Consider the following 24,792-nt stretch of genomic DNA (forward strand, 5'->3'; position numbering starts at 1 on the left):
CGGCTTGTTCCGTGGAGGGACTTGACGCACTCTGCCTCACAGTGCACTCTGAGGCAGAGTTGTGAATGTGGCTCGCCTCGACAGGGGCGGAGCGCTTGAACGACCTGTTGGACCTGCACCAACAGCGCCCGGATGCATGGCCCGGAGAGAGCGCTGCGGAGAACTCAACAGAGTGTTTGTGATCTTGATGGGGCTTTGCCCTGTCCCCGTGACGGCCGGGTGACGACCGTCGGCCCCGGTATTCAGCCGTGAGGGCGTGGGATCAGATTCCGCCCGGGGTCACTGGGTCCGCCGCGACGTGTGGTGCGGGCCCTCACTTCCGGACGCGGCGGCACTCCCGGACAGGACAGCCCGTCGCGCCGGTCCCGACGTATCAAGGAGAAATCCATCATGCGTATGCGCACCTTCGTCGCCGGCCAGGAAGCGCACGGCGACATCGAGTTCGCGGAACTGGCGCTCGGTATCGACATCGACCTGTTCCGGGGCCCGCTGGAATCCGAGACGGACGGCGAGCATGCCGCCCGTGAGGACGCGGCCCGCGATGTCCTCGCCGACCTGTGGGCAGAGGCGGAGGCAGGTGACGAGATCGCCGGATGGGACGCGCTGTACGCCAACGCGCTCACCCGCACCGTGCCGTTCCTGCGCTCCGTTCGCGACTTCCGGTCCGAGTCGGGGGAAGCCGCATGAACGAGACCCGCAAGCCTCTCACCAAGGTTCAGGTCGGTGTCCTGGCGGCCGCGTTCGTGCCGATGCTGGCCACGGGCGTGGTCGGCGGTATCGGCACCTACAGCAACATCGGGCACGCCTACGGCAGGGGGACCGCGCTCGGTGCCCTCGGTGCCGGCGAGGGCGCAACGGCCGTTCTCGCCCTGGTGCTGCTGGGTCTGACCATGCTGGGCCAGTCCTCCCCGCGTGTGGTCCGGATCGGGCTGTGGGCCCTGCCGGCCGCCGCCGCCGTCATGGGCGCGATGGCCGCACCGGATCTCGGGCGGACCGTGATCTACGCGCTGACCCCGATGGGCATGTCGGTATCGGCGGAGGGCATGGCGTTCCTCGCCCGCCGGATCGTCGTCCACACCGACGGCCGCGACGCGGAGAGCGAGCGGCACACCGCCGACATCGTTCAGGCCCTCGCCTACCACCGCGCCCGTGCCGCCCACCACCCCAGCGACCGGGTCAGGAAGCGGTCGGATCGGGCGTCGTGGCGTCTGGCCCGCAAGGTCGGGGTCGGGGACGCGGCGCTCGGATCGAGGCTGCTGGATGTGCAGCGAGACCGGATCACCGACGGCGCGAACGCCGCGCTCCTGTCGATGTTCGGCGGCACCGACCCGGACCCCACCCCAGTTACGAATGCGAAGGAATCTACCGAGACCATGAGGAATCGGTCTACGGTTGACCTGCGGGAATCGAGTCCGGCGCCGTCGGTGGTGCTGACTCGATTCCCGGTGACCGATCCGGTGGTGGTCGACTTCGTGAAGCCGACGCTTCCCGTCAAGCCGGTCCCGGCGATTGCCGCGCCGGCCGGATCGACCGGGCGGCGGGCGGTGGCGGTCGACTCCCCCCGATCCCGTCGGGCGACCGGCCGGGTTCCCGACGTGGCCCGGTCGCCCCGGCCGAAGCGCACGGCGGATCAGTTGCTCGCTGAGGCCCGCACCGCGACCGCCGATTGGCCGGACAGCCGGATCACGGCGGAGGGTATCCGCCGCGAGATTCACACCTCGCCGGCGAACGCGCGGACGCTGCGGGACACGATCCTCGCCGAACGTGCCGCCGACGGCGCTAACGCCGCGTGAAGCGGCTGACCCTCGCCGACTGCTTCGACCCGGACGGCGAGCGCTTCGGTATCCCCACCTACCCGTGGCGATACGCCCCCGACGACTTGGCGACTCGCCGCCAACTCCGCATCCGTGGACTGCGGCCGGGTGGTCAGGACGTCGCTGCACAGATCCTCAGGCCGCGTCGCCGGCGCGAACCGCTGACCGCGTACCTGTACCGCGTCGACCGCGCCAAGCCGGTACGGCCGATGACCCCGGCGAGGTGGGCCGCGCTCGCCAAGGCCAATGCCGCCCGCCGCCGTTGCCCCGAGTGCGGCCGGGACGCCGGATACGTCATCCCCACCTCCCTCGGAACCTGCGTGACCTGCGCGTATCCCGAGGAACAGCGCGCTGCCTGAACCACCCGAAACCCGGGTCCGGCCGCCCGACCTTCCACAGCAAGCCGGCCGGACCCTTCGACTCCCGCGAAGGAGCAGATACATCGTGACCGAGAACCCCGTGTTCCCACCCCCCGGCGAGCCGGAGGGCAGCGACGAGCGGACGGCCGACGTGCTGCCGTTCCCGCTGAAGAAAGACACCACCCCGGGCGTCGTGCCCGGCGATGGCGAGGCCAAGCCGGGGGAGTGGGAGGCCGAACTCCCCGACACCGACGACCTCGAGGCCGACGAGCTGACCGAGGGCGCCCCGGTCGACCCGCCCCACGAGGTCTACCCGCCCTCGGTAGCGGAGTGGATGGAGGCCAAGGACAAGGCCCGTCTTCCGGTGCTGCCGGACTGGGTCAAGCTTCCTGACCAGCGCAAGGCCGTGCGCAAGTGGGCCGTCCGTCACTACTCGGCCGTGGTCGGCTACCACGCCGTGCGTCTGCCGCTCGTCTACAGCCCGAAGGTGCTCGCGTATTCGCCGCGCGGGGCGTGGCGCTGGTCGGCCGCGATCGGTCGGTGGGTGTTCGACGCGGAAGGCAAGGGGCTGCGCCTCGCCGCCGTGGCAGCCGAGGACGCTGCCGAGTACCTGAAGCTCTCGCGGCAGCGCAACGACCGAGTCCGCTTGCGAGGCATCGTCGCCGCCATCGCCGGGTTGGTCGGCCTCGCCGCCGCCCTGACCCTGTACGTCATGGCGCCGTCCTGGCTGTTGTTGCTGGCCATGGCCACGCTGACGACGACGCTCGGTGTGGTGGGGGCGCCGGCGGATCGGCCGCTGATCGACATGGCCAAGGTGACGTTCCGCAAGCGCAAGTTGTCCTCGGACATCGTCATCCGCGCCCACGAGGCGGCCAGACTGACCGCCAAGGATCAGTCCATCGCGTTCCCGCGGCCGATCGGCCGGGACGGGGACGGGTGGCGCGTCGTGGTTGACCTGCCGTACGGCAAGACCTTCGAGGATGCCCTCAACGCCCACGCCCGGCTTGCCTCCGGCATGGACATCGCGCCGACTCAGCTCTTCCTGGACAAGGACGAGACGAGCGGCCGGCGGGTGTCGTACTGGATCGCCGACCGTGACCCGCTCGCCGTTCCGTCCGGCAAGTCCCCGCTGTTGGGGGCGACGCGGGTGGACTTCTGGAAGCCGTTCCCGTGGGGCGTGGACGAGCGGGGCAACCCGGTCATGGCCACCATGCTGTGGCTGTCTCTGCTGGTCGGCGCCGTTCCGCGGCAGGGCAAGACGTTCTCCGCCCGGACGATCGCGCTCGCTGCCGCGCTGGACCCGTACGTCAGGCTGTACGTGTTCGACGGGAAGGCGTCGCCGGACTGGCGCAAGTTCGCCCTGGTCGCGCACCGCATCGCGTTCGGCATCGTGCCCAAGAACGGGTTCGACCCGGTGGTGCACCTGCTGACCTCACTGCGCGAGTTGAAGGCGGACGTGGAGGACCGGTACCACCGGCTCTCCGAACTGCCGCTGCACATCTGCCCGGAGGGCAAGCTCACCCCGGAGATCAGCCGGGACAAGAAGCTGAACATGCCCCTCACGCTCTTCGTGGTCGATGAGGTGCAGGAGTACTTGCAGCACCCCGAGCACGGCAAGGAGATCCTGTCCCTGCTGGTCTACCTCGCCCGGGTCGCCCCGGCGGTCGGCGTCTCGGTCATGACCTCGACGCAGAAGCCGGACGACAAGGCGTGCCCCTCGGAGCTGCGTGACCAGCACCAGGCCCGGTTCGCCCTGCGGGTCGGCGCCTACCAGGTCTCCGACACCATCCTCGGTGCCGGGTCCTACAGCGAGGGTCTGGACGCGTCCAAGCTGCTCAAGTCCCACAAGGGAGTTGGGCTGCTCAAGGGCATGTCGGACGATGCCGGCATCGTCCGCACCTACCTGGCCGACGGCCGGGACGCCGAACGCATCCTCACCAGGGCTTCGGCGCTGCGGGAGGCCGAGGGCACCCTGACCGGGGACGCGGCCGGCGAGGCCCCGGCCCCGGAGGTGTCCGCCACGATCCTGGACGACGTCGCGGCCGTGCTCGGCAAGGGCGAGGCCAAGATCTGGTCCGAGACCATCGTCGACCGCCTCGCCGACCTGCGCCCCGAGACCTACGGGTCGTGGGCCGAGTTGGAGGCCAAGCCCAAGGCCGAGGCGCTCACCGCAGCGCTCAAGCCGTTCGGCGTGGCCACCGACCAGATCAGTCGCCGCATCGACGGACGGCAGGTCAACAAGCGCGGCATCAAGCGCGACGACATCGCCACTGCGATTACGGAGCGCAACAAGAAACGGGACGCCGGATAGCTCTCACAGCCTGCTACCGGTAGCGGCAACTGCCGCTACCGGTAGCAACCCTGCTAGCGACCCAAACGGCACCTGATCAGGTCGCTAGCGGCTAGCGGCCCACCTGCGGAAACGCCGAAATCCCGTCCGAGAGGCCCCTCATGAGCCTTCCCGTCCTCGCTGTCGCCTGCCTACTCATAGTCACGTTCGGTTATGGCGCCAAGTGCTGGCTGAGTCCGTTCGGCGACTGCCGCAAGTGCGCCGGTATGGGCCACGCCCTCAAGACCGACCGCAAGGGACACCTCAAGCGCGGCAAGGACTGCCGCCGCTGCCACGCCACCGGCAAGCGCATACGCGTCGGCCGCTGGATCTACAACCGCGCCGCGCGCACCTACCGCGCCGGCACCCGCTGACCCCAGCCCGGAGGACGCATGGTCATCACCATCCCGCTCGTACTGCTGCTCGCCGTCGTGGCCGCGCTGCTCCTGCGCTTCAAGGCCGTCGGCGCCGGGGCAGCCGTCGCCCTCGCGCTCTTTGGCTTCTACCTCGCCGGGACCGGCGCCAGCGACGCCGTCAACCAGCTCGTCACCGCCGTGACCGGCGCCCTCGCCGACATCGGCCGCTAGAAGGGAGATCAGCACGTGAACGATCCCACCGCCTACCGCCGGTCCGAGAACGAGACGGCGGTTGTGGAAGTCCACCACCCCACCCTGATGGTCCCGGCCCACAGTGTGCCGCTCGTGCCCGTACGGTCGGGCACCATCCCGACCGTGGCGAGCATCGTGCTGCCGGACGGCCGAGTCGTCACCGGCTACGCCATCGAACCCGCCAAGCCCGAACCGGCCGCGACCAAGCCGGCCGTCTCGCGCACGGCGGTGAACATCGCCCTCGGGGGCATCGGGTTCGGAGCCGTATGCGGCGGACTCGTGCTACTGACCACGTTCATTGCCGCGCTCGCCGCGCTCATCCACCAGCTCATCATCCTCGCCACCGTCATCTTCGGCGGCTGGATCGCCGTGCAGATCTTCGGCCACAACTCCGACGCCGGCAGGACGACGGTCAACATCCGCAAGGCCGTCATCAAGCGCAACCACTTCCACGGCTAGCTACGCCCGAGGGCGGCGGCACTCCCGGACAAGGACAGCCCGCCGCCCCCGGTCTCCCTATCCCGACGTAGCAGAACAGGAGACCTACAGCATGACCCAACCCGCGCACATCCGGCGAATGCCCGCCGAGGTTCGACCCTTCCGGGTCCTGGACGGCTGCTGCTGCATCGGCGGCGGCACCGAGGGCTACCGGCGCGCGTTCGGACCCTCCTGCCACATCACCGGCGTGGACATCGAGCCCCAACCCGACTACCGGGGCGACGACTTCCACCAGGGCGATGCCATCGAGTTCATCCGCACCCACGGTCATGAGTTCGACTTCATCCACATCTCCCCGCCTTGCCAGGGTGAGGGCGCCCCGACGAAGGGCACCAACGCGGCACGGAACGCGGCGATCGGCCGCACCTACCCCCGACTCATCGGCCCTGCCCGTGCCGCACTGGAGACCACGGGCCGGCCGTACGTGATCGAGAACGTGCCCGGCTCCGAGGTCCGCAAGGACATCCGCCTGTGCGGCGAACAGTTCGGCCTCGGTGTGCTCATGCACCGCTACTTCGAACTCGGAGGCTGGCACGCCGTAAAACCGGCCCACCCTGCGCATCGGGGCAGGGTGCGCGGATGGCGCCACGGAAAGTGGCACGACGGCCCGTACGTCGCCGCGTACGGCAAGGGCGGTGGCAAGGCCACCGTGGACGAGATCCGCGCCGCGAAGTGCATCGACTGGTCCACCGACCACCTTCGCCTGCGTGAGGCATTGCCGCCCGCCTACACCGAGTGGATCGGCCGCGCCTATATCGCGTTCGCGCAGCCTGTGGGAGCGGCGGCATGAGCGCGATCCCCGAGCCCCTGCGCACCGCGCTCGACCTCGCATCGGCCGGAGTCCCGTCGCTACCCCTGCGGCGGGGAAAGGTTCCCTTCGGCAACTGCCGTTCCTGCAAGGACGGCGCGTGCGGCGGACGACCTGTCATGAAGTCGGCCGGCCCCTGCCGGTGCACCGCGCCTTGCCACGCATGGGCCGCCGCCACCACAGACCCTCAAATCCTTGCCTCGCCCGTCTGGGCGCCGGTGTGGCGTGAGGCGGTGGCGGTCGCCTACCACCCCGGCGGGGCCGGTCTGACGGTGGTCGACCTGGACAACGCGGCGGCCGTCGCATGGGCCTGTGAGACGCTGCCCACCACCCGGACCGTGCGGACCATGCGCGGTGAGCACTGGATCTACCGGGGCGCCATGCGGTCGTCCAACGCGGTCCGGCCGGGCGTGGACATCAAGTCGCTCATGTCCTACACCCGGTGGCTCGGACCCGGCATCGGCCGCATGGCCAACCTGCCGGCGGCCGTGTGCGCCCTGGTCGTGAAGGAAGAGACCACCCCCGGGCCGGGGGAGGTGGTCTCTTCTGTCCCCGAGCGCGTCACCTGGGAGCGCTCGGTTGCGGCCGGGTGCCGCCACACCGAGCGCTATGTCCGCACCGGTCTCGAACGCGGCCTCGCCCTCGTACGAGCACGCACCGAATCCGGCGCCGGCTCACAGGCGTTCGGGGTCGCCCGGTTCCTCGCCGCCCAGCACACCGCGTGCCCCGGACCGTGCGGACTCGCGGCGATTGGTGAGGAGATCGTGGCCGCCGCCGTCTTCGTGGGGGTCCCGGAGACCTACGCCCGCCGCGCAGTCGCCAACGGCCTTGAGGCGGCTGTGGAGCGTGCGGCATGAACAAAGCATCCCGAACCCCCTCGAACGGCCCTCGGGGCGCCGTACAGGGCCCGCCACGGCCGACCGTGGGCGAACCGAAGGTCGCCGCCCGCAAGGGCGTCCTTTCTGCTGTTGGTTCTGACCTGCAGACGGTCACCGTCACCGGCAGCACGCCGGGGCTTCAGATCCACTGCGAGGGCATCCCCGTCGCGGACTGGCTCTGTGCCTGGGGGCATCACGAACGTGCCCGGGGCCGTGTCGCCGTCATCAGACTGACAGCCCGCGTGAGCGTCGGCATCTGCCCCCACATCATCGCTGCCGTAGGGAGGGCGGCCTCATGACTCCACAGCCTGTGGACAGCCCCGATCTGTGGGCCGGACTGCCCACCCTGGAAGACCCGCCCGGCGAGGACGCCGCGACACCGGACGTGTGGGAGGACCCCATTCCCCTCACCGGCCGCCGTGAGCGTCCGCCGTTCCCCGCCCACGTCCTCCCCGCCTGGTTGGGGGAGTTCGTGGCGGCCGTCGCGGAGGAGACGCAGACTCCCGTGGACCTCGCCGGATCGATCGCCCTCGCCGTGCTCGCCACGGCGGCCGGCGGCCGGTCGGTGGTCCACGTGCGCGGGAACTGGCGTGAGCCGACCAACCTCTACACGGTGGTGGCGCTTCCGCCTGCCAACCGCAAGTCGGCCGTCTTCGCGTTGCTGACCAACCCCCTCTATGAGGCGGAGAAGCAGCTCAAGACGGCGATGAAGCCCGTGATCGTGGAAGCGGAGCTGACCGCGCGGTTGGCGAAGGAAGCGGCGGACAAGGCCGCCGCCAAGGCCGCGTCCGCCGACGGCGACAAGCGGGATGACATGGTGGCGACCGCCGTCGGTCTCGCGCAGACGGCCGACACGCTCACCGTCCCCGCCGAACCGGTCCTGTTGGCGGACGACTCCACACCCGAGACGGTCACCTCGCTCATGGCCGAACAGGGCGGCCGGTTGTCGGTGATGAGCGCCGAGGGCGGCATCTTCGACATCATCGCCGGCCGCTACTCCGGAGCCCCCAACATGGAAGTCTTCCTGAAGGGGCATGCGGGGGACCGGTTGCGGGTGAACCGGCAGACCCGCCGCGAGTACATCGACGCCCCTGCGCTGACCATCGGCCTCGCCGTACAGCCGGACGTGCTGCGAGACATCGGCAAGGTGAAGGGGTTCGAGGGACGCGGACTGCTGGCCCGCTTTCTGTACTCCCTGCCGGTCTCCACGGTCGGTGACCGCGAGATCATCACCGACCCGGTACCGGAGGAGACGGCCGCCACCTACACCGCCCGGGTCATCGACCTCACCTTGTCCCTGGCGGAGTGGACTGACCCGGCCGTCATCCAACTCACCCCCGAAGCGGACGCGGGCCTGATCGCCTATCAGAAGCGCATCGAACCGCAGCTCAAGGCTCGCGGAGGCAAGCTGGGCCACATCTCCAACTGGGCCGGAAAACTCGCCGGGGCCACCGCCCGCATGGCCGCGCTGCTGCATCTCGCCGAACACGGCGGCAACGGCTACGCCCACCCCGTCACCCAAGACACCATGCGCGCGGCCATCGAACTGGGTGAGTACTACACCGCCCATGCCCTCGCCGTGTTCGACGTCATGGGCGCCGACCCGGTCCTGTCCCGCGCCCGCAGCGTGCTGGAAGCGCTGAGGGACAACGGATGGGAGGACGTCAGCCGGCGGGACGTCTTCAGCGTTCTGTCCCGCAGCGAGGTCCCCACGGTCGCCGACCTCGAACCGGCCCTCGCGCTGTTGGAGGACCACGGATACCTGCGGTCTTACCAGCCCGAGCGCACCGGCAAGCGGGGCAGGCCCCCCGCGCCCCGCCTACTCGCCCACCCCGGCCTGCGGGACGGCGGCGGGTGACCACCGGCCGCGCCCTCAGCCCCTCCCGCACAAACCGCAAAATCCGCAGAAAAGCCCGGACCCTCCGCTGACCTGCGGCGGGATCCTTGCGCCACACCGGCGAGGGGCCCGCCGCACAATCCCGCAATATTCCGCAAAAAAGCCGAGCACCACCCCAGCGCTGGGACCGGCGACCGGCCGCCCCTGATTTTTGCGGAATATCGCGGGTTTCTGCGGAGCACTGCCCATCACCACCCGCACTCCGCATCACCGCAGGTCAGATACCATCCCCGGCCTTTCTGCGGATTTTGCGGTTTGTGCGGCGGCACTTGCCCATGAACTCAGCCCCACGGAGTGAGCCTTGGACGAACACGCCAACCTCCCCGCCCCCGTCGACGACGACGCAACTCTTGTACTCCTCAAGGTTGAAGAGGCCGCCCGCCGACTCCGCATCGGCCGGACGACATGCTTCGCGCTCATTCGCACCGGAGAGCTGGAGTCCGTCATGGTCGGCGGTCTCCGCAGGGTTCCGGTCGACGCGCCGGCCGCGTACGTAACCCGTCTCCGCACCGCCCACCGCGCCGCTTGACGACGCCCGGGGCGGCGGCACTCCCGGACAGGACAACACGCCGCCCCGGTCCCCATCCCGACATCGAGAATCAGGAGTCTGCCTGTGGCAGAGGAACAGAAGCGCACCCGACAGCCCAACGGTCGCAGCTCGATCTACCTGGGCAAAGACGGCAAGTGGCACGGCCGCGTCACGGTCGGCATCCGCGACGACGGCACCCCGGACCGCCGCCACGTCGAACGCAAGACCCGCGCCGAAGTGACGGCCGCCGTACGTGAGTTGGAGAAGCAGCGCGACGCCAAGACCGTGAAGAAGCCTGGCAAGGCGTGGACGGTCACGGCGTGGCTGACGCATTGGATTGAGAACGTTGCGCCCCTCGCCGTCAACGACAACACGATGGTCGGGTACGGCGTCGCTGTGCGGAAGCACCTCATTCCCGGCCTGGGGGCTCACCGTCTCGACAGGCTCAAGCCCGAGCACATCGAGGAGTTCTACGCGAAGATGCAGGTCAACGGCAGTAAGCCCGCGACCGCCCACCAGGTACACCGAACTCTCCGCACCGCCCTCAACGAGGCCGTACGACGCGGCCATCTCGGCAAGAACCCGGTTCAGTTGGCCAAGGCGCCGAAGACGGGGGAGTACGAGGTGGAGCCCTACAGCGTGCAGGAGGTACAGCGGCTGTTGAGGGCCGCTGATCAGCACCGCAACTCGGCACGATGGGCCGTCGCCCTCGCGCTCGGACTGCGCCAAGGGGAAGTGCTGGGGCTCACGTGGGACGACGTAGACCTTGAGGGCGGGTTCCTCGTGGTCCGCCGTAGTCGCCACCGGCCGCAGTACGCCCACGGGTGCGTGGACCCGTGCGGGCGCAAGGCTGCCGGGTACTGCCCGCAGAGGCGACGCACGAACCCGGAGTTGTCCACCACCAAGTCCCGCGCCGGCCGCCGCGCCGTCGGTCTCCCGGAACAGCTCGTTGACCTACTACGGGCCCATCACAAGGCGCAGGAAGCGGACCGGAAGGCGGCCGGGAAGCGCTGGGTTGAAGGCGGCCTGGTTTTCCCCGACGAATACGGTCGTAGCCCGTCCCACCGCCGGGACTGGACCGAGTGGAAGGCTCTCCTGAAAGAGGCGAAAGTTCGGGACGGGCGTCTGCACGACGCGCGCCACACGGCCGCCACAGTTCTGCTCATCCTCGGTGTTCCCGAGCGGGCAGTGATGGGTCTCATGGGGTGGTCGACCACTGCGATGGCCGCTCGGTATCAGCACATGGTCGATGCGGTGCGCGCCGACATCGCGAGGCAGGTCGACGGTCTGATCTGGAAAACCGAGACGGACGGGCAGGACGATGACGACGACGGAGAGGCTGGCGGTCTCGCTAACCCGTTGAGGCGGAACTGAGTTACTAGTTGGTGCACCCCCATGGACCTTTGGTGGGCTGTGGCATCGCTCCGCAGCCCACCAATCTGCACCCTTTACGTCAACGTATATGCCCGTGACGTTTCCGGCAGGCAGCAAGTAGAGACGCGTATTAGAATGAGGTAAGCCAAGTGCGTGAGTCAGCGAGCAGCCATCATGGGTAAGTTACGAGTGGCGCAGTTAAGGCTGACGTAAAGTCAGTAGCAGGCTCACTGATATCTCCTACCCTTCGCGTCCCCGTCTTTAAGGCGAGGAGTGAGCGCACGTGCCCGTTGCAAGCACTATGCCTGTGCCTCGGAGGTGAACCACAATGGCTGTGGGGCAGATGTACTACGGCAGTAGTCAGAATGCTGGTGGTAGCGAAACATTCCTTGAAGCGAACCGCTCCGGAGGAAAGTCGTTGGTCGTCTCAAACTTGGCCAACATATCCGCGCCACCGCTTGCGCCCATTTCGGTTGGCGCAGGCGGAGTCGGCCAAGTGGGAACTGCCGGGTGGAGCCGTGTATGGGGCATGATGGGTGCCAGCATGGAGGATGGCGGTGTACCGGCCGGGGTCATCGGTATGGGATGGGGCTCTAGTAACAACGGCGTCATTGGTGAAGCGCTCAGAGGGCCTTCGGCCTATGGAATTTGGGGTAAGAGCAACGAAGGCTACGCGGGATGGTTTAGCGGAAAGGTTCATGTGCAGGGAGCTTTGACGAAAGCCTCGGGGGGGTTCAAGATCGATCATCCTCTCGACCCAGAGAACAAGTATCTGGTGCACTCCTTCGTCGAGTCGCCCCACATGCTGAATGTCTACTCCGGCAATGTTGAAACCGACGGCAATGGCGAGGCCGTGGTTGATTTGCCCGGCTACTTTGAGGCGCTCAACCAGGACTTCACCTATCAACTCACCAGTGTAGGGCAGTTCGCGCAGGCGATCATCGCGGAGGAGATTAGCGAAAACCGATTCTCGATCAAGACCGACAAGCCAAACGTCAAGATTTCGTGGCAAGTTACGGGAGTTCGGCACGATCCCTATGCTGCCCAGAATCGGATTACCCCAGAAGAAGAAAAACCTGAGGGTGAGCGAGGGCTGTACCTGCATCCAGGGGTCTACGATCAATCGTCCAACCGAGACATCAATTTCGAGCGTGAACGCGCTCACGAGGAAATCGCGTCGAACTTGAGAGATCAGGGGAGGGAGCTGCTTGAGTCGCTTAGCGAAAAGTCTTAATGGTGCGTCAGGGCTGGCGCTGGCGGCTCGGTCTCCCCGCACGAGGTGGTAAGGCGGCGGCCGTGCTGTAGCGCGCAGGGCGTAGGGAGCAGCTAGAGGGGCTCAACTGAGACGGAAACTGAGACGAGCGGACGAAGAGGATGGCACCCCTCTGGGGGTGCCATCCTCCGTTGCGCCTGATCAAGGCATGGAGACCGTGATCGGAATCGAACCGACGTAACTCGCTTTGCAGGCGAGCCCCTCAACCACTCGGGCACACGGTCATGTGGTCCTGGTCATGTCCGGTTCCCATGCTCAGGTCCAACTCCTCGACCGTAGGCGGGGTGTGGGGCGCGGCTCAAGCGTCCCGGCGCGGCTGCAATGCGACTGCCACATCCCGTTCATGGTCGTACGACGGAAGGACCAGCCGGAGCCCGGTCCTCCGACAGGGCCCAAGGTGAGGAACGCCCCTTACTCTGGGGCCCATGACCGCCCTGGAACCCCGTGACGCCGAGGTCACGCCGCCGCTCATCGACATACCCGCGTCCCCGGCTTCCGAGCAGGGCACGGGCGGGGTCCTCGGCAAGGAGCATCGCGCGCTCAGCATCGGCATGGTCTCCGTCGTCCTGCTGATCGCCTTCGAGGCCACCGCGGTCGGTACCGCCATGCCGGTCGCCGCGCGCGAGCTGCACGGCGTCGCCCTGTACGCCTTCGCCTTCTCCGCGTACTTCACCACCAGCCTGTTCGGCATGGTCGTCGCGGGCCAGTGGTCCGACCGGCGCGGGCCGCTGGGCGCCCTCGCCGGCGGGATCGGGGCGTTCGCCGCCGGGCTGCTGATGTCCGGGACCGCGAGTGCCATGTGGGTGTTCGTCCTCGGCCGCGCCGTCCAGGGACTCGGCGGCGGACTGGTGATCGTCGCGCTGTACGTCGTGGTGAGCCGCGCCTACCCGCAACGCCTCCAGCCCGCGATCATGGCGGCGTTCGCGGCGAGCTGGGTGATCCCTTCCGTGGTCGGTCCGCTCGCCTCCGGGACGGTCACCGAACACCTCGGCTGGCGCTGGGTCTTCGTCGGCATCCCCGCGCTGGTCGTCCTGCCGCTCGCTCTCGCGCTGCCCGCGATCCACCGCATGGCCTCCGGGCCCGCCGACCCCGCGGCCCCGATGCCCGCATTCGACCGCCGGCGCATCCGGCTGGCCCTCGGCATCTCGCTGGGCGCCGGGCTGCTCCAGTACGCCGGACAGGACCTGCGTCCGCTCTCGGCGCTCCCCGCACTCGCGGGCGCGGCGCTGCTCGTGCCGTCCGCGCTCGGGCTGCTGCCCCGCGGGACCTACCGGGCGGCGCACGGCCTGCCGTCCGTCGTACTGCTGCGCGGCATTGCCGCCGGTTCCTTCATCGCGGCCGAGTCGTTCGTGCCGCTGATGCTGGTCACCCAGCGGGGGCTGTCCCCGACGATGGCCGGGATGTCGCTGGCGGTCGGCGGGGCGACCTGGGCGCTCGGATCGTACGTACAGGCCCGGCCGCGGACCGAGCCGTACCGCGAACAGCTGGTCGTCATCGGGATGGTCCTCGTCGCGGCCGCCATCGCGACCGCGCCGAGCGTGCTGATCGAGGCGGTCCCGGTGTGGATCGTCGCCGTCGCCTGGGGGTTCGGCTGCTTCGGGATGGGCCTGGTGCTCGGGTCGACGAGCGTGCTGCTGTTCAAGCTGTCGGCGCCGGAGGAGGCGGGCGCGAACTCCGCGGCCCTTCAGATCTCCGACGCGCTGTCGAACGTCCTGCTGCTCGCGGCCGGCGGCGCGGCCTTCGCCGCGCTGGGGGGCGGCGCCGTGGGCGCGGCCCACGGTGTGGCGGGCGGTGCGGCGAGCTCGCACCCGGCGGCCTTCGCCGCGGTGTTCCTGCCGATGGCGGGGGTGGCGCTGGCGGGGGCGTGGGTGGGGACGCGGCTGCGGGTGCGCTGAGCCGGTGCCGGGTACGTGACCGACGCGCTGAGCGGTCCCGGGGGCGTACGCGGGCCCCGTCACCGTCCCGGGGGCGGAAATAAGCGATGGTGCTCGCAGCGGTCCGAGGCCTATCGTCCGTCCCGTGCCGGAGCTGACCATCCCGCTCACCGAAGACGAGTGGGCCGCGCTTGCCGACCTTGCCGATGCGCAGGGCCGGTCCGTCGAGGACGTCGCACTCGACGCGCTCCGGCACCACGCCGACGCCGAGCAGAGCCGCGTACGCCATCACGGGCTGCGCCTCGCCGTGCGGCACGCCTCTCTCCTGGAACGGCTGGGGGAGTGACCGGAGTGAACACCACCAGGCACCTCACCGTCCGCGAGATCACCGAACTCGCCGGGATCGCCTTCGGGCGGCGGCCCGAACTGCGCACCGCAGGACTGCTCGAATCCGCCGTACACCGGCCCCGGGCACGGATGTTCGGGGTGTCGGCGTACGAGGACGCGTACGAGCAGGCGGCCGCGCTGCTGCATGCCCTGGCGACGAACCACCCCTTCGTCGACGGCAACAAGCGGACCGCGTGGCTCGCCGCGGCCACGTTTCTCGCGGTCAACGGCGTGGATCTCGCCGACGCCGACAAGGACGCCGCATACGACCTGGTCATCGACGTGGCGTCCGGCGCCACGGCCGAACCGGCGGAGATCGCCGCGCGGCTGCGCGCCCTGTGAGCTGAGTCGCACCTTCCGGTGGCACGCCGCACGTTCGCCCGGACCGGGACCGGGACCCCGGTAGGGTGGCCCGGTTGTCGTACGTAACGACCCGTGCCGCAACGACGCATCCCGTACCGAACCGCGCCCGCCCACCGCCGAGAGCACACCGGAGACCGTGACTACTACCGCCTCCCACCATCTCTCACCCGCCTTCCCCGGCCGTGCCCCCTGGGGTACGGCGGGCAAGCTGCGTGCCTGGCAGCAGGGCGCCATGGAGAGGTACCTCCAGGAGCAGCCCCGCGACTTCCTCGCCGTCGCCACGCCCGGCGCCGGCAAGACCACGTTCGCGCTCACCCTCGCCTCCTGGCTGCTGCACCACCATGTCGTGCAGCAGGTGACGGTCGTCGCGCCGACGGAGCATCTGAAGAAGCAGTGGGCTGCCGCGGCGGCACGGATAGGCATCAAGCTCGACCCGGAGTACAGCGCGGGGCCGTTGAGCAAGGAGTACCACGGGGTCGCCGTCACGTACGCGGGCGTCGGCGTGCGGCCCATGCTGCACCGCAACCGCTGCGAGCAGCGCAAGACCCTGGTGATCCTGGACGAGATCCACCACGCGGGTGACTCCAAGTCCTGGGGCGAGGCCTGCCTGGAGGCCTTCGACCCGGCGACCCGGCGTCTCGCCCTCACCGGTACGCCCTTCCGGTCCGACACCAACCCCATCCCCTTCGTCGCGTACGAAGAGGGCAACGACGGCATCCGAAGGTCGTCCGCCGACTACACCTACGGCTACGGCAACGCGCTCGGCGACGGTGTCGTCCGGCCGGTCATCTTCCTCTCGTACAGCGGCAACATGCGCTGGCGCACCAAGGCCGGTGACGAGGTCGCCGCCCGCCTCGGCGAGCCCATGACCAAGGACGCCGTCTCCCAGGCATGGCGCACCGCGCTCGACCCGCGCGGCGACTGGATGCCGAACGTACTGCGCGCCGCCGACCAGCGACTGACCGAGGTCAGGAAGGGCATCCCGGACGCGGGCGGGCTCGTCATCGCCTCCGACCAGGACTCGGCCCGCGCCTACGCCAAGCTGATCCGCGAGATCACGGGCACCCGTGCCACCCTCGTGCTCTCCGACGAAGCGGCGGCGTCCCGGCGCATCGAGGAGTTCAGCGACAGCACCGACCGCTGGATGGTCGCGGTCCGCATGGTGTCCGAGGGCGTCGACGTGCCACGCCTTGCGGTCGGCGTGTATGCGACGACCATTTCGACACCGCTGTTCTTCGCACAGGCCGTGGGCCGTTTCGTGCGTTCCCGGAGGCGTGGCGAGACCGCGTCCGTGTTCCTGCCGACGATCCCCAACCTCCTCGGTTTCGCGAGCGAGATGGAGGTCGAGCGTGACCATGTGCTCGACAAGCCGAAGAAGGACGGGGAAGAGGACCCCTACGCCGAATCCGAGAAGGAGTTGGCGGAGGCCGAGAAGCAGCAGGACGAGGACACCGGCGAGCAGGACATGCTCCCCTTCGAGGCGCTGGAGTCCGACGCGGTCTTCGACCGGGTGCTGTACGACGGTGCCGAGTTCGGCATGCAGGCGCACCCCGGCAGTGAGGAGGAGCAGGACTACCTCGGCATCCCAGGGCTGCTCGAACCCGACCAGGTGCAGCTGCTGCTGCAGAAGCGGCAGGCGCGGCAGATCGCGCACAGCCGCAAGAAGCCGGACGCCGAGGCGGACCTGCTGGAGCTGCCGGCCGAACGGCGGCCGGTGGTCTCCCACAAGGAGCTGCTCGAGCTGCGCAAGCAACTGAACACGATGGTCGGGGCGTATGTGCACCAGAGCGGCAAGCCGCACGGCGTGATCCACACCGAGCTGCGGCGGGTGTGCGGCGGCCCGCCCAGCGCGGAGGCGACGGCGGGTCAGATCCGGGAGCGGATCAAGAAGGTCCAGGAGTGGGCCACCAGGATGCGCTGAGAAGCCGACTACCGAACGGGCGAAATATGGTGCGTAGTAGGGCATGTCGCACCGGGTGTCCGGGACCGGTGAGCCGGGTGCGGCGAGGCCTCACGGCGGTGCAGCGTACCCGGTGAAAGGCCACACCGCCCGGATTCTGGACGAGGGCTTCCGCTGAGCGGTGCCGGTCGCTACTGTCCCCGCAATGCAAACGCCCCGTGGCAGCGCCGCCGCGGAGCGCAGTCGGTGTGCTCTTGCCTGCCGGCGGCCTCTGGGTGCGTCGCCGATGGGACCGGTGCCGCTGTTTCTTTCGGAGGACCGCCGTCACTCACTCCGAAGGAGGGGGCGCTGTGACCGCGGAAACTTCTCAGACGCTCGACCGGGGACTACGTGTCCTCAAGCTGCTCGCCGATACCGACCACGGGCTGACCGTCACCGAGTTGTCCAACAGACTCGGCGTCAACCGCACCGTCGTCTACCGTCTGCTCGCCACGCTCGAGCAGCATGCCCTCGTCCGGCGTGACCTCGGGGGTCGCGCCAGGGTGGGACTCGGCGTGCTGCGGCTCGGCCGGCAGGTGCATCCGCTCGTACGCGAGGCAGCGTTGCCCGCGCTGCGCTCGCTTGCCGAGGACATAGGGGCGACGGCTCATCTCACGCTGGTCGACGGCGCGGACGCCCTCGCGGTCGCCGTCGTCGAACCGACCTGGACGGACTACCACGTCGCCTACCGGGCCGGGTTCCGGCACCCGCTGGACCGGGGGGCGGCCGGCAAGGCGATCCTCGCGGCCCGGCAGGCCAAGAACCCCGAGCCCGGCTACACGCTCACCCACGGCGAACTCGAGGCGGGCGCGAGCGGCGCGGCCGCGGCTCTGGTCGGCGTGACCGGGATCGAGGGCAGCGTGGGAGTGGTGATGCTCGCGGACTCCGTCCCGGAACGGGTCGGCCCCCGTGTCGTCGACGCCGCCCGCGAGGTGGCGGACGCACTGCGCTGACGGGGCGGCGTCGCTTGTCGCTGCCCCGCGGAGGACGCCCGGTTCACGCCGGGCGTCTCGCCGCTTCCGGGCACCGGACTCCGTGCCCGGGGGCGGACCGCTCCATCGCGGCCCCGTGCCTCGCTGTGCGGCCTCGGTGGTCCCGGCCGCGCGCCTGCGGCGTCGGGTGTGCGGCCCAGGTGGTCTCGCCCCCCGCGTCCCCGGCGCCCCGGCAGCTACATTGACTCCGTGCTCTCCAGTCTCACGCGCTCCCGTGCCCTCGCCGTCTGCGCCCTGCCCATTGCCGCGCTGGTCGCCGTCGCGGGGTTCGCGCCGCTGCCGTTCGTCGTGGCCGAGCCCGGCATGACCGCGAACGTGCTCGGTGAGCACCGGGGCAAGCCGGTCATCACCGTCTCCGGCGCACCCACCCGTACGACCAAGGGCGCACTGCGGATGACCACCATCGTGGCGACCGGGCCGTCCGCCGAGGTCGGGCTCGGTGACGTGATCGACGGCTGGTTCCGTACGGACCAGGCGATCCTGCCGCGTGAGTCCGTCTATCCGGCCGGCCAGTCCGACAAGGAGGTCGAGCGGCGCAACGTCAAGGACATGGAGGAGTCCCAGGGCGACGCGACCCGTGCCGCGCTCTCCTACCTCGACGAGGACCCGGCCAAGGTGAAGGTCACCCTCCATCTCGCCGACGTCGGCGGGCCCAGCGCGGGGCTGCTGTTCTCGCTCGGGATCATCGACAAGCTGGACGGCAACGGCAAGGGCGGCGACCTCACCGGCGGACGCAGCATCGCCGGCACCGGCACGATCACTGCCGACGGCAAGGTGGGCGAGGTCGGCGGCGTGTCCCTGAAGACCCAGGCGGCCAAGCGGGACGGGGCGACCGTCTTCCTCGTCCCCAAGGGAGAGTGCTCCGACGCCCGGGCCGAACTCCCCGAAGGGCTGCGGCTGATCCCGGTCACCACCCTCAACGGCGCGGTCGAGTCACTTCGGGCTCTGGATGCGGGCGGGAAGGTCCCGAGCTGCTGACCTCCCGTGGGCCGTCCATCTCCCGCCAGCACGGGAACACCGCCGGTGCCAGGGTCGCCAGGAAGTACAGCCCGCCGAGCGTGAGCAGCGCCGCCGTCAGGCCTGCTTGCTCGATCAGAAAGCCTGCCGCCAGTCCCCCTAGCGGCGTGGTCATCAGGACACCCGCCGTGTTCACACCGGCGACCCGGCTGCGCAGTTCCTCGGGGACGCGCTCGTAGACGACCGTCACGAGGATCGGGTTGAGCATCCCCGCGCCGAGCCCCGCCACCGCCATCGTCACGGCCAGCGGCACCGTACCGTCCCACAGCGCCGCCGCGACGAACCGCGGCAGCCCGCAGATCATGAACGCGACGGTGAACAGCACCCGGCGCGGGAAGCGGTGCCCCACCGCCCCGTACAGCAGCGCGCCGAGCAGGGCGCAGCCGCCCATGACCGCGACCAGCAGACCCAGATCCCGTGAACCGCCGAGGTCCTCCTTGGCGTGCACCGGCAGCAGGACCGAACTCCAGCCCTGGTCCAGCCCGTTGGTGAGCATCACCATCAGGACGACGCCCAGCAGCAGGCGGGTGCGCAGGAGGAACTCGTATCCCTCGCGCAGGTCGCGGCGGTATCCGGCGAACGACACCGGGGGCGAGCCGGTCTGCGGTTCGGCCGCGCTCAGCCGGCGTACACCGAGGAAGATCAGCAGTGCGGAGCCGCAGAACGTCACGGCGTCCAGCAGCAGGACGGTCTCCGCGCCGATGAGTGCGATGAGGACGCCGGCCAGTGCCGCGCCGGCCATGCGCGCGCCGCGCGACACCGCGTCGAACAGGCTCGCCGCACGGGACAGGCTCGTACCCGCCCGCTCGGCGAGATCGGGGATGAGCACGAAGCGCGCGGTCTCGCCGGGGGCGTGGAAGAGGCCGGTGACGGCCATCAGCGCGCACAGCATCCAGAACTCCAGCATGCCTGCGCGGTGCAGCAACGGGATCGCCCCGAGGGCGGCCGCGCAGACGAGATCCGAGGCGATGCTGACCCGGCGGCGGCCGATGCGGTCGATGACCGGGCCGCCGGTGAGCGCGGAGACGACGACCGGCAGGGTCGCACAGAAGGCAACCAGACCGGCTTTGCCGGGGCTTCCCGTGGTCTGCAGGGCGAACCACGGGACGCCGATGAGCGTGAGGGAGTTGCCGGTGATCGATACGGCGTTGGCGGTCAGTACGGCGGCGAGTGGGCCGCGGCGGACCGCACCCGCCGCGGCCTCCTGCGGGCCGTGTCCCCCCTGCTCCCTCATGCGAGGCGGGTCGTGCCCACCGGCGCCTGCTGCACCAGACGCAGACCCAACTGGACGAGTTTCCATCCCACTTGGGTACGCAGCGGTTCACTCGGCAGCTGGTGGGCGGCTGCCGTGCGGAGCTCCTCGCCGCGCAGCTCGTGCAGATACAGATGTATGTCGGCGTGCATGTCCTTGTGTCCCCTCGTTCGGTGGAGCGCGGAGTGGCGTGCAAGTAACTCGGTGGAGCGCGGAAGGCGTGCACGTCATTCGGTGGAGCGCGGAAAGGCGTGCAGGTGCATACGGACCTGGGCGGCGCCCTCGGCCTCAGGGCCGGGAGCGAGGGCCCGGTAGCTCTCGATGAGTGCGTGCACCTTCTCGTTGAGCTCGTGGGCCTGTTCGGGCGTCAGGCGCAGGGTGAAGTCGCTCATGTCGGAGCTGCGCCGCCACACGTCCGGCCAGTCCCGCGCGGTGGCGAGCCAGGTGGCGATCTCCTGGGCGTGGATGTTCGCGATCTCGTGGATGAAGAAGTCGGCGGCCCCGCGCACTTCGGGGTCGGGGTCGGTGTAGAGCGATTCGTCGAAGGCCGTCCCTTCCGCCCCCGCCTTCCACCACCGCTCCCTGCCCTTGCCGCGCTCCGGGTCGTCCTCGACGAAGCCGTGGGCGGCGAGCTGGCGCAGGTGATAGCTGGTGGCGCCACTGGACTCGCCCAGCCTGTCGGCCAGTTGGGAGGCGGTGGCGGGTCCGTCGTGGCGCAGGGTGGAGAGCAGGCGCATCCGCAAGGGGTGCGCGAGACCGCGCAGGGAGCGCGGGTCGAGCGTGCGGTATGTGCGTGGTGCGGGCGTGTGGTCCTCGGGTGGTGCGGGTGTGCGGTCCTCGTTCTCGGCCATGATGCAAAGATAGTCTTGCAAAGAAGTCGTTGCAAGACTTTTTGCAAAGACTTCTTTGCGACTGCCGGCCCCGGCTCAGACCTCCCGGTCCCTGGCCGCCTGCTCCACGAGCGGGATGATCCGCAGCGGAACCGGGTTCTCCATCACGATCGCCGTGGAGGCCCGCACGATGCCCTCGAAGCCGACCACCCGGTCGATCACCCGCTGCAGATCCGCGTTGGAGCGGGCGACGAGCCGGCAGAGCATGTCGCCGTGGCCGGTGGTCGTGTGCAGCTCGAGCACCTCGGGCACGGTCGCCAGATGTGCCCGTACATCCGCACCCTGGCCCTGCTTGATCTCCAGCGTCGCGAACGCCGTGACCGGATAGCCGAGCGCGGCCGGGTCGACATCCGGCCCGAACCCGCGGATGACGCCGTTCGACTGAAGGCGGTCCAGCCGCGCCTGGACCGTCCCGCGGGCCACGCCCAGCCGCCGGGACGCCTCCAGTACGCCGATGCGCGGTTCGCGCGCCAGCAGCATGATGAGCCTGCCGTCCAGATGATCGATCGCCATGGCGTCTCCCGAGTGGTCATCCTGTACAGAACGCCCTTACATCCTGCGTCCGGTCTGCGCATATTGACCAGTCGGAAGGCGAACTATTGCGCACCTTGTGGATGGGGTGGAGTCTGCCCACATGACTGAGACCATCGATCACCACCCCACCACCGAGCGCGAGGCCGATCCCTTCCCGGTGAAGGGCATGGACGCGGTCGTCTTCGCCGTCGGCAACGCCAAGCAGGCCGCGCACTACTACGCCACGGCCTTCGGCATGAAGCTGGTCGCCTACTCCGGACCGGAGAACGGCAGCCGCGAGACGGCCAGTTACGTGCTCACCAACGGTGCGGCCCGCTTTGTCCTCACCTCCGTGATCAAGGCGTCCACCGACTGGGGCCACTTCCTCGCCGAGCATGTCGCCGAACACGGCGACGGCGTCGTCGACCTGGCCATCGAGGTGCCGGACGTCTACGCGGCCTACAAGTACGCCACCGAGCACGGCGCCACCGGCATCACCGAGCCGTACGAGATCAAGGACGACCACGGGGTTGTCGTCCTTGCCGCCATCGCCACGTACGGCAAGACGCGCCACACGCTCGTCGACCGCTCCCGTTACGAGGGCCCGTATCTGCCCGGCTTCGTGGCCGCCGCCCCGATCGTCGAGCCGCCCGCCAAGCGCACCTTCCAGGCCATCGACCACTGCGTGGGCAATGTCGAGCTCGGCAGGATGAACGAGTGGGTCGCCTTCTACAACAAGGTCATGGGCTTCACCAACATGAAGGAGTTCGTGGGCGACGACATCGCCACCGAGTACTCCGCCCTGATGTCGAAGGTCGTCGCCGACGGCACGCTGAAGGTGAAGTTCCCGATCAACGAGCCGGCGATCGCCAAGAAGAAGTCGCAGATCGACGAGTACCTGGAGTTCTACAACGGTGCCGGTGTGCAGCACATCGCGCTCGCCACGAACGACATCGTCGCCACCGTGCGTGCCATGCGGGCCGGAGGTGTGCAGTTCCTGGACACCCCCGACTCGTACTACGACACCCTCGGCGAGTGGGCCGGCGAGACCCGCGTGCCCGTCGAGACGCTGCGCGAGCTGAAGATCCTGGTCGACCGTGACGAGGACGGCTACCTGCTGCAGATCTTCACCAAGCCGGTCCAGGACCGCCCGACCGTCTTCTTCGAGATGATCGAGCGCCACGGCTCGATGGGCTTCGGCAAGGGCAACTTCAAGGCCCTGTTCGAGGCGATCGAGCGCGAGCAGGCCAAGCGCGGCAACCTGTAGCACCGGCCGGTCCCGTCACTGCGGCCCCACGGACCATCCGTGGGGCCGCACGGCTGCCGAGGGACGACGGCGGCGCACAACGGCGACGGGCACCGGCTCCCGCGTCAGTTGCCGACGGGTGCCGCGGGCGACGCCCCGGATGCCGGTACGGAGCCCGCCGCGCCCGCCGGTCCGGCGTCGGAGCGGGCGGGCGGCTCCGGGTCGATCTGCGCGGCCGTCCTGGCCGATCCCGGCGGCGCGGTGGACGTGCCCGGCGCAGATGTCCCCGGGCTGCCCGGAGCGGCTGCCGCGGACGGCGGCACCGGGGGAGAGGACTGCGCAGGAGCCGGCTCCGGAGTCCCCGGCCGCGGGCTCACGCCCGCCGTCCCGGCCTGCCCGCCCGTGGCCTCACCCGAGCTCGAGCCCGAACCCGGCTCCCTGCCGGACCCCTCCTCCGGCCGCCCGGCCGCCTCTTCCCCCGACGCCTCGCGTGATTCCTGGCCCTTCGTGTCCAGCGTGAACTCACCGTCGGCGTCGTCGCCGAACATGTCGTCCGGCCCACCCGCGGGGGGCTCGCCGAGTGCCTTCAGCGCCTCCCTGGCCCGCGGCGCGAAGAGAGGCGAGAAGTCCGGGTTGATCCGCAGCGCCTCCTCCAGGTGCCGTCGCGCCGGACCGTAGTCCTCCAGCACCCGCTCGATCTGCCCCCGGTGGTACGCGAACAGCGCGCTGCGCATGCCAGGCGCCGCCACCGGCTTCAGGAACGGCAGTGCCTCCTTCGGACGGTCCGCCTTGTACAGGGCCCAGGCCATCGCGTCCGCCACGTACATGCTCCGGTGCCCGCTCCGCCACTCGGCCTGGAGCGTGCGCACCGCCTCCTGCGGGTCGCCGTGGTCCGCCTCGAGGCGCGCCAGGACCAGATCGTTGTCGACTCCGTCGGCGGCCGCGTCCTCGACCAGCTCGCGCAGCCGCTCGTACTGCGTCGTCGCGTCCCCGTCCAGGCCAATCGACTCGTACAACTCGCCCAGTTCCAGCGCGTATTCGGGCAACGGCACCTGGGAGAGCGCCTCCTGGTAGTCGCGGACGGCCTCGTCGGTGCGCCCCAGGGCCGCGAGCGCCCTGGCCCGGCCCGCCCACGAGCGGTGGCTCTCCGGCGAGGCGTCCAGCGCCGCCGAGAAGGTGCGCACGGCCTCGGCGGGCTCGCCCCGCTCCCACACCAGCTCGCCCAGCTGGTGCAGTGCCGCCGCTCGAGCCACCGGGGTTGCGGCCTTCGCCGCCGCGTCGTACGCCACCGCCGCCGCGTCCTCGCGCCGGCCGCGCTCCCAGTAGATCTGCGTTTCACGCTCCAGCACCTGCGGGCCCGAACTGAGCTTCCGCAGTGTGTCCAGCGCCCTGCCCGCGGCCTTGTGGTTGCCGAGCCCGCTGTAGGCGTCGAGCAGCACCGCATGCGCCTGCCAGCGCCTCGGCTTCTGCCGGACCGCGCTCTCGCCCAGGGTGCGCGCCGTCGCGAAGTCGTGCCGGGCGGCGGCCAGCGCCGCGAGACCGATCAGCGCATCCGTGTTGCCCTCCTTGGCCGGCAGCACATCGAGCGAGCGCTTCAGTGCGCGCTCCGCCTTCGGGTACTGCTCCGAATCCGCGAGCCGCGAGCCCCGCTCCACATACGCAGCCCCCAGTACCGCCCATGACTCGTCGTCGCGGGGGTGATCGCTGAGCCACCGTTCGCGGTCGGCGATGAGCGCGGACAGATCGGGCAGGGAGGCGGGGACGCCCGTGCCCGCCGCCGCCCTCGCCCGCGCCACCGCCCCCGGCGAGGGATGCGGGTTGTCGCCCCAACCGGGCGCGAGCAGGACCACCCCGGTCACCAGCGTCGCGCCGACCAGCGTGCTGACTGCGGCTTTCTTCAGGGTTTCGCTCTTCATGGCGCTCACTGTGCGTCAGCGGCATGTCAATACGAA

General features: G+C 69.8%; 25 protein-coding genes and 1 tRNA gene. 20 read left to right on the forward strand and 6 right to left on the reverse strand.

Annotated features, from left to right (window positions below; genetic code table 11):
• Positions 1-396: 396 nt before the first annotated feature.
• The 13 genes from ABZ208_RS00215 (at position 397) to ABZ208_RS00275 (ending at position 12,328) form a co-directional block, all read left to right on the forward strand.
• Positions 397-687, forward strand: coding sequence for a hypothetical protein (locus tag ABZ208_RS00215; RefSeq protein WP_356907501.1), 291 nt, complete (start codon positions 397-399; stop codon positions 685-687).
• Positions 684-1,793, forward strand: a complete 1,110-nt coding sequence (locus tag ABZ208_RS00220; protein WP_356907313.1) for a conjugal transfer protein — start codon at positions 684-686, stop codon at positions 1,791-1,793. The genes ABZ208_RS00215 and ABZ208_RS00220 overlap by 4 nt, the downstream gene beginning before the upstream one ends.
• Complete coding sequence (locus tag ABZ208_RS00225; RefSeq protein ID WP_356907314.1) at positions 1,790-2,173, forward strand: RRQRL motif-containing zinc-binding protein; 384 nt, start codon at positions 1,790-1,792, stop codon at positions 2,171-2,173. The genes ABZ208_RS00220 and ABZ208_RS00225 overlap by 4 nt, the downstream gene beginning before the upstream one ends.
• Before the next feature lie 85 nt (positions 2,174-2,258).
• On the forward strand, positions 2,259-4,484 hold the full coding sequence (locus ABZ208_RS00230; RefSeq protein ID WP_356907315.1) for a cell division protein FtsK: 2,226 nt from the start codon (positions 2,259-2,261) through the stop codon (positions 4,482-4,484).
• A gap of 140 nt (positions 4,485-4,624) precedes the next feature.
• Positions 4,625-4,876 carry a hypothetical protein gene (locus ABZ208_RS00235; protein WP_356907316.1) on the forward strand — a complete coding sequence of 84 codons (252 nt, stop codon included), beginning with the start codon at positions 4,625-4,627 and terminating at the stop codon, positions 4,874-4,876.
• A gap of 18 nt (positions 4,877-4,894) precedes the next feature.
• A complete protein-coding gene (locus tag ABZ208_RS00240; RefSeq protein ID WP_356907317.1) occupies positions 4,895-5,089 on the forward strand; it encodes a hypothetical protein in 195 nt (64 codons plus the stop codon).
• A 15-nt stretch (positions 5,090-5,104) separates the two neighbouring features.
• A complete protein-coding gene (locus ABZ208_RS00245; RefSeq protein ID WP_356907318.1) occupies positions 5,105-5,569 on the forward strand; it encodes a hypothetical protein in 465 nt (154 codons plus the stop codon).
• A 91-nt stretch (positions 5,570-5,660) separates the two neighbouring features.
• Positions 5,661-6,398 carry a DNA methylase gene (locus ABZ208_RS00250; protein ID WP_356907319.1) on the forward strand — a complete coding sequence of 246 codons (738 nt, stop codon included), beginning with the start codon at positions 5,661-5,663 and terminating at the stop codon, positions 6,396-6,398.
• A complete protein-coding gene (locus ABZ208_RS00255) occupies positions 6,395-7,273 on the forward strand; it encodes a bifunctional DNA primase/polymerase (protein ID WP_356907320.1) in 879 nt (292 codons plus the stop codon). Before ABZ208_RS00250 ends, ABZ208_RS00255 begins: the two co-directional genes overlap by 4 nt.
• Positions 7,274-7,604: 331 nt before the next feature.
• Positions 7,605-9,152: a YfjI family protein gene (locus tag ABZ208_RS00260; protein ID WP_356907502.1), complete on the forward strand. Its 1,548-nt coding sequence runs from the start codon at positions 7,605-7,607 to the stop codon at positions 9,150-9,152.
• A 340-nt stretch (positions 9,153-9,492) separates the two neighbouring features.
• Positions 9,493-9,720 carry an excisionase family DNA-binding protein gene (locus ABZ208_RS00265; protein ID WP_356907321.1) on the forward strand — a complete coding sequence of 76 codons (228 nt, stop codon included), beginning with the start codon at positions 9,493-9,495 and terminating at the stop codon, positions 9,718-9,720.
• 84 nt (positions 9,721-9,804) lie between these two features.
• Positions 9,805-11,094: a tyrosine-type recombinase/integrase gene (locus ABZ208_RS00270; protein ID WP_356907322.1), complete on the forward strand. Its 1,290-nt coding sequence runs from the start codon at positions 9,805-9,807 to the stop codon at positions 11,092-11,094.
• A gap of 328 nt (positions 11,095-11,422) precedes the next feature.
• Entirely contained in the window at positions 11,423-12,328 is a 906-nt protein-coding gene (locus ABZ208_RS00275) for a hypothetical protein (protein WP_356907323.1), read from the forward strand.
• A gap of 188 nt (positions 12,329-12,516) precedes the next feature.
• Here ABZ208_RS00275 and ABZ208_RS00280 read toward each other — a convergent pair.
• Positions 12,517-12,591: transfer RNA gene (locus ABZ208_RS00280), tRNA-Cys, on the reverse strand.
• A gap of 201 nt (positions 12,592-12,792) precedes the next feature.
• Here ABZ208_RS00280 and ABZ208_RS00285 point away from each other — a divergent pair.
• The 6 genes from ABZ208_RS00285 (at position 12,793) to ABZ208_RS00310 (ending at position 18,900) form a co-directional block, all read left to right on the forward strand.
• Complete coding sequence (locus tag ABZ208_RS00285) at positions 12,793-14,262, forward strand: MFS transporter (RefSeq protein WP_356907324.1); 1,470 nt, start codon at positions 12,793-12,795, stop codon at positions 14,260-14,262.
• 124 nt (positions 14,263-14,386) lie between these two features.
• On the forward strand, positions 14,387-14,587 hold the full coding sequence (locus tag ABZ208_RS00290) for a hypothetical protein (protein WP_356907325.1): 201 nt from the start codon (positions 14,387-14,389) through the stop codon (positions 14,585-14,587).
• Positions 14,588-14,592: 5 nt separating this feature from the next.
• Positions 14,593-14,970, forward strand: a complete 378-nt coding sequence (locus ABZ208_RS00295) for a type II toxin-antitoxin system death-on-curing family toxin (protein WP_356907326.1) — start codon at positions 14,593-14,595, stop codon at positions 14,968-14,970.
• 157 nt (positions 14,971-15,127) lie between these two features.
• Positions 15,128-16,912 (forward strand): DEAD/DEAH box helicase, encoded by a 1,785-nt coding sequence (locus ABZ208_RS00300; protein WP_356907327.1) that lies wholly within the window; start codon positions 15,128-15,130, stop codon positions 16,910-16,912.
• Between the two features lie 329 nt (positions 16,913-17,241).
• Positions 17,242-17,883 carry a helix-turn-helix domain-containing protein gene (locus ABZ208_RS00305; protein ID WP_328400092.1) on the forward strand — a complete coding sequence of 214 codons (642 nt, stop codon included), beginning with the start codon at positions 17,242-17,244 and terminating at the stop codon, positions 17,881-17,883.
• A 228-nt stretch (positions 17,884-18,111) separates the two neighbouring features.
• Positions 18,112-18,900, forward strand: a complete 789-nt coding sequence (locus ABZ208_RS00310; protein WP_356907328.1) for a S16 family serine protease — start codon at positions 18,112-18,114, stop codon at positions 18,898-18,900.
• On the opposite strand, the gene ABZ208_RS00315 is transcribed toward ABZ208_RS00310, so the two are convergent.
• The 4 genes from ABZ208_RS00315 to ABZ208_RS00330 all read right to left on the reverse strand — a co-directional run bounded on the left by ABZ208_RS00315 (position 18,839) and on the right by ABZ208_RS00330 (position 21,594).
• Positions 18,839-20,173 carry an MFS transporter gene (locus ABZ208_RS00315; RefSeq protein WP_356907329.1) on the reverse strand — a complete coding sequence of 445 codons (1,335 nt, stop codon included), beginning with the start codon at positions 20,171-20,173 and terminating at the stop codon, positions 18,839-18,841. The genes ABZ208_RS00310 and ABZ208_RS00315 overlap by 62 nt on opposite strands.
• Positions 20,170-20,343, reverse strand: a complete 174-nt coding sequence (locus tag ABZ208_RS00320) for a hypothetical protein (RefSeq protein WP_356907330.1) — start codon at positions 20,341-20,343, stop codon at positions 20,170-20,172. Before ABZ208_RS00320 ends, ABZ208_RS00315 begins: the two co-directional genes overlap by 4 nt.
• A 75-nt stretch (positions 20,344-20,418) precedes the next feature.
• Positions 20,419-21,042, reverse strand: a complete 624-nt coding sequence (locus tag ABZ208_RS00325) for a helix-turn-helix domain-containing protein (protein WP_356907331.1) — start codon at positions 21,040-21,042, stop codon at positions 20,419-20,421.
• Positions 21,043-21,117: 75 nt separating this feature from the next.
• Positions 21,118-21,594 (reverse strand): Lrp/AsnC family transcriptional regulator, encoded by a 477-nt coding sequence (locus ABZ208_RS00330; RefSeq protein ID WP_328400100.1) that lies wholly within the window; start codon positions 21,592-21,594, stop codon positions 21,118-21,120.
• A gap of 121 nt (positions 21,595-21,715) precedes the next feature.
• Here ABZ208_RS00330 and hppD point away from each other — a divergent pair, with 121 nt between their 5' ends.
• Positions 21,716-22,861: a 4-hydroxyphenylpyruvate dioxygenase gene (gene hppD, locus ABZ208_RS00335; RefSeq protein ID WP_356907332.1), complete on the forward strand. Its 1,146-nt coding sequence runs from the start codon at positions 21,716-21,718 to the stop codon at positions 22,859-22,861.
• A gap of 104 nt (positions 22,862-22,965) precedes the next feature.
• On the opposite strand, the gene ABZ208_RS00340 is transcribed toward hppD, so the two are convergent.
• Positions 22,966-24,756: a tetratricopeptide repeat protein gene (locus ABZ208_RS00340; RefSeq protein WP_356907333.1), complete on the reverse strand. Its 1,791-nt coding sequence runs from the start codon at positions 24,754-24,756 to the stop codon at positions 22,966-22,968.
• Between the last annotated feature and the right edge of the window lie 36 nt (positions 24,757-24,792).

It is taken from the genome of Streptomyces sp. NPDC006208 (genome assembly GCF_040613775.1).
Taxonomy (GTDB): Bacteria; Actinomycetota; Actinomycetes; order Streptomycetales; family Streptomycetaceae; genus Streptomyces.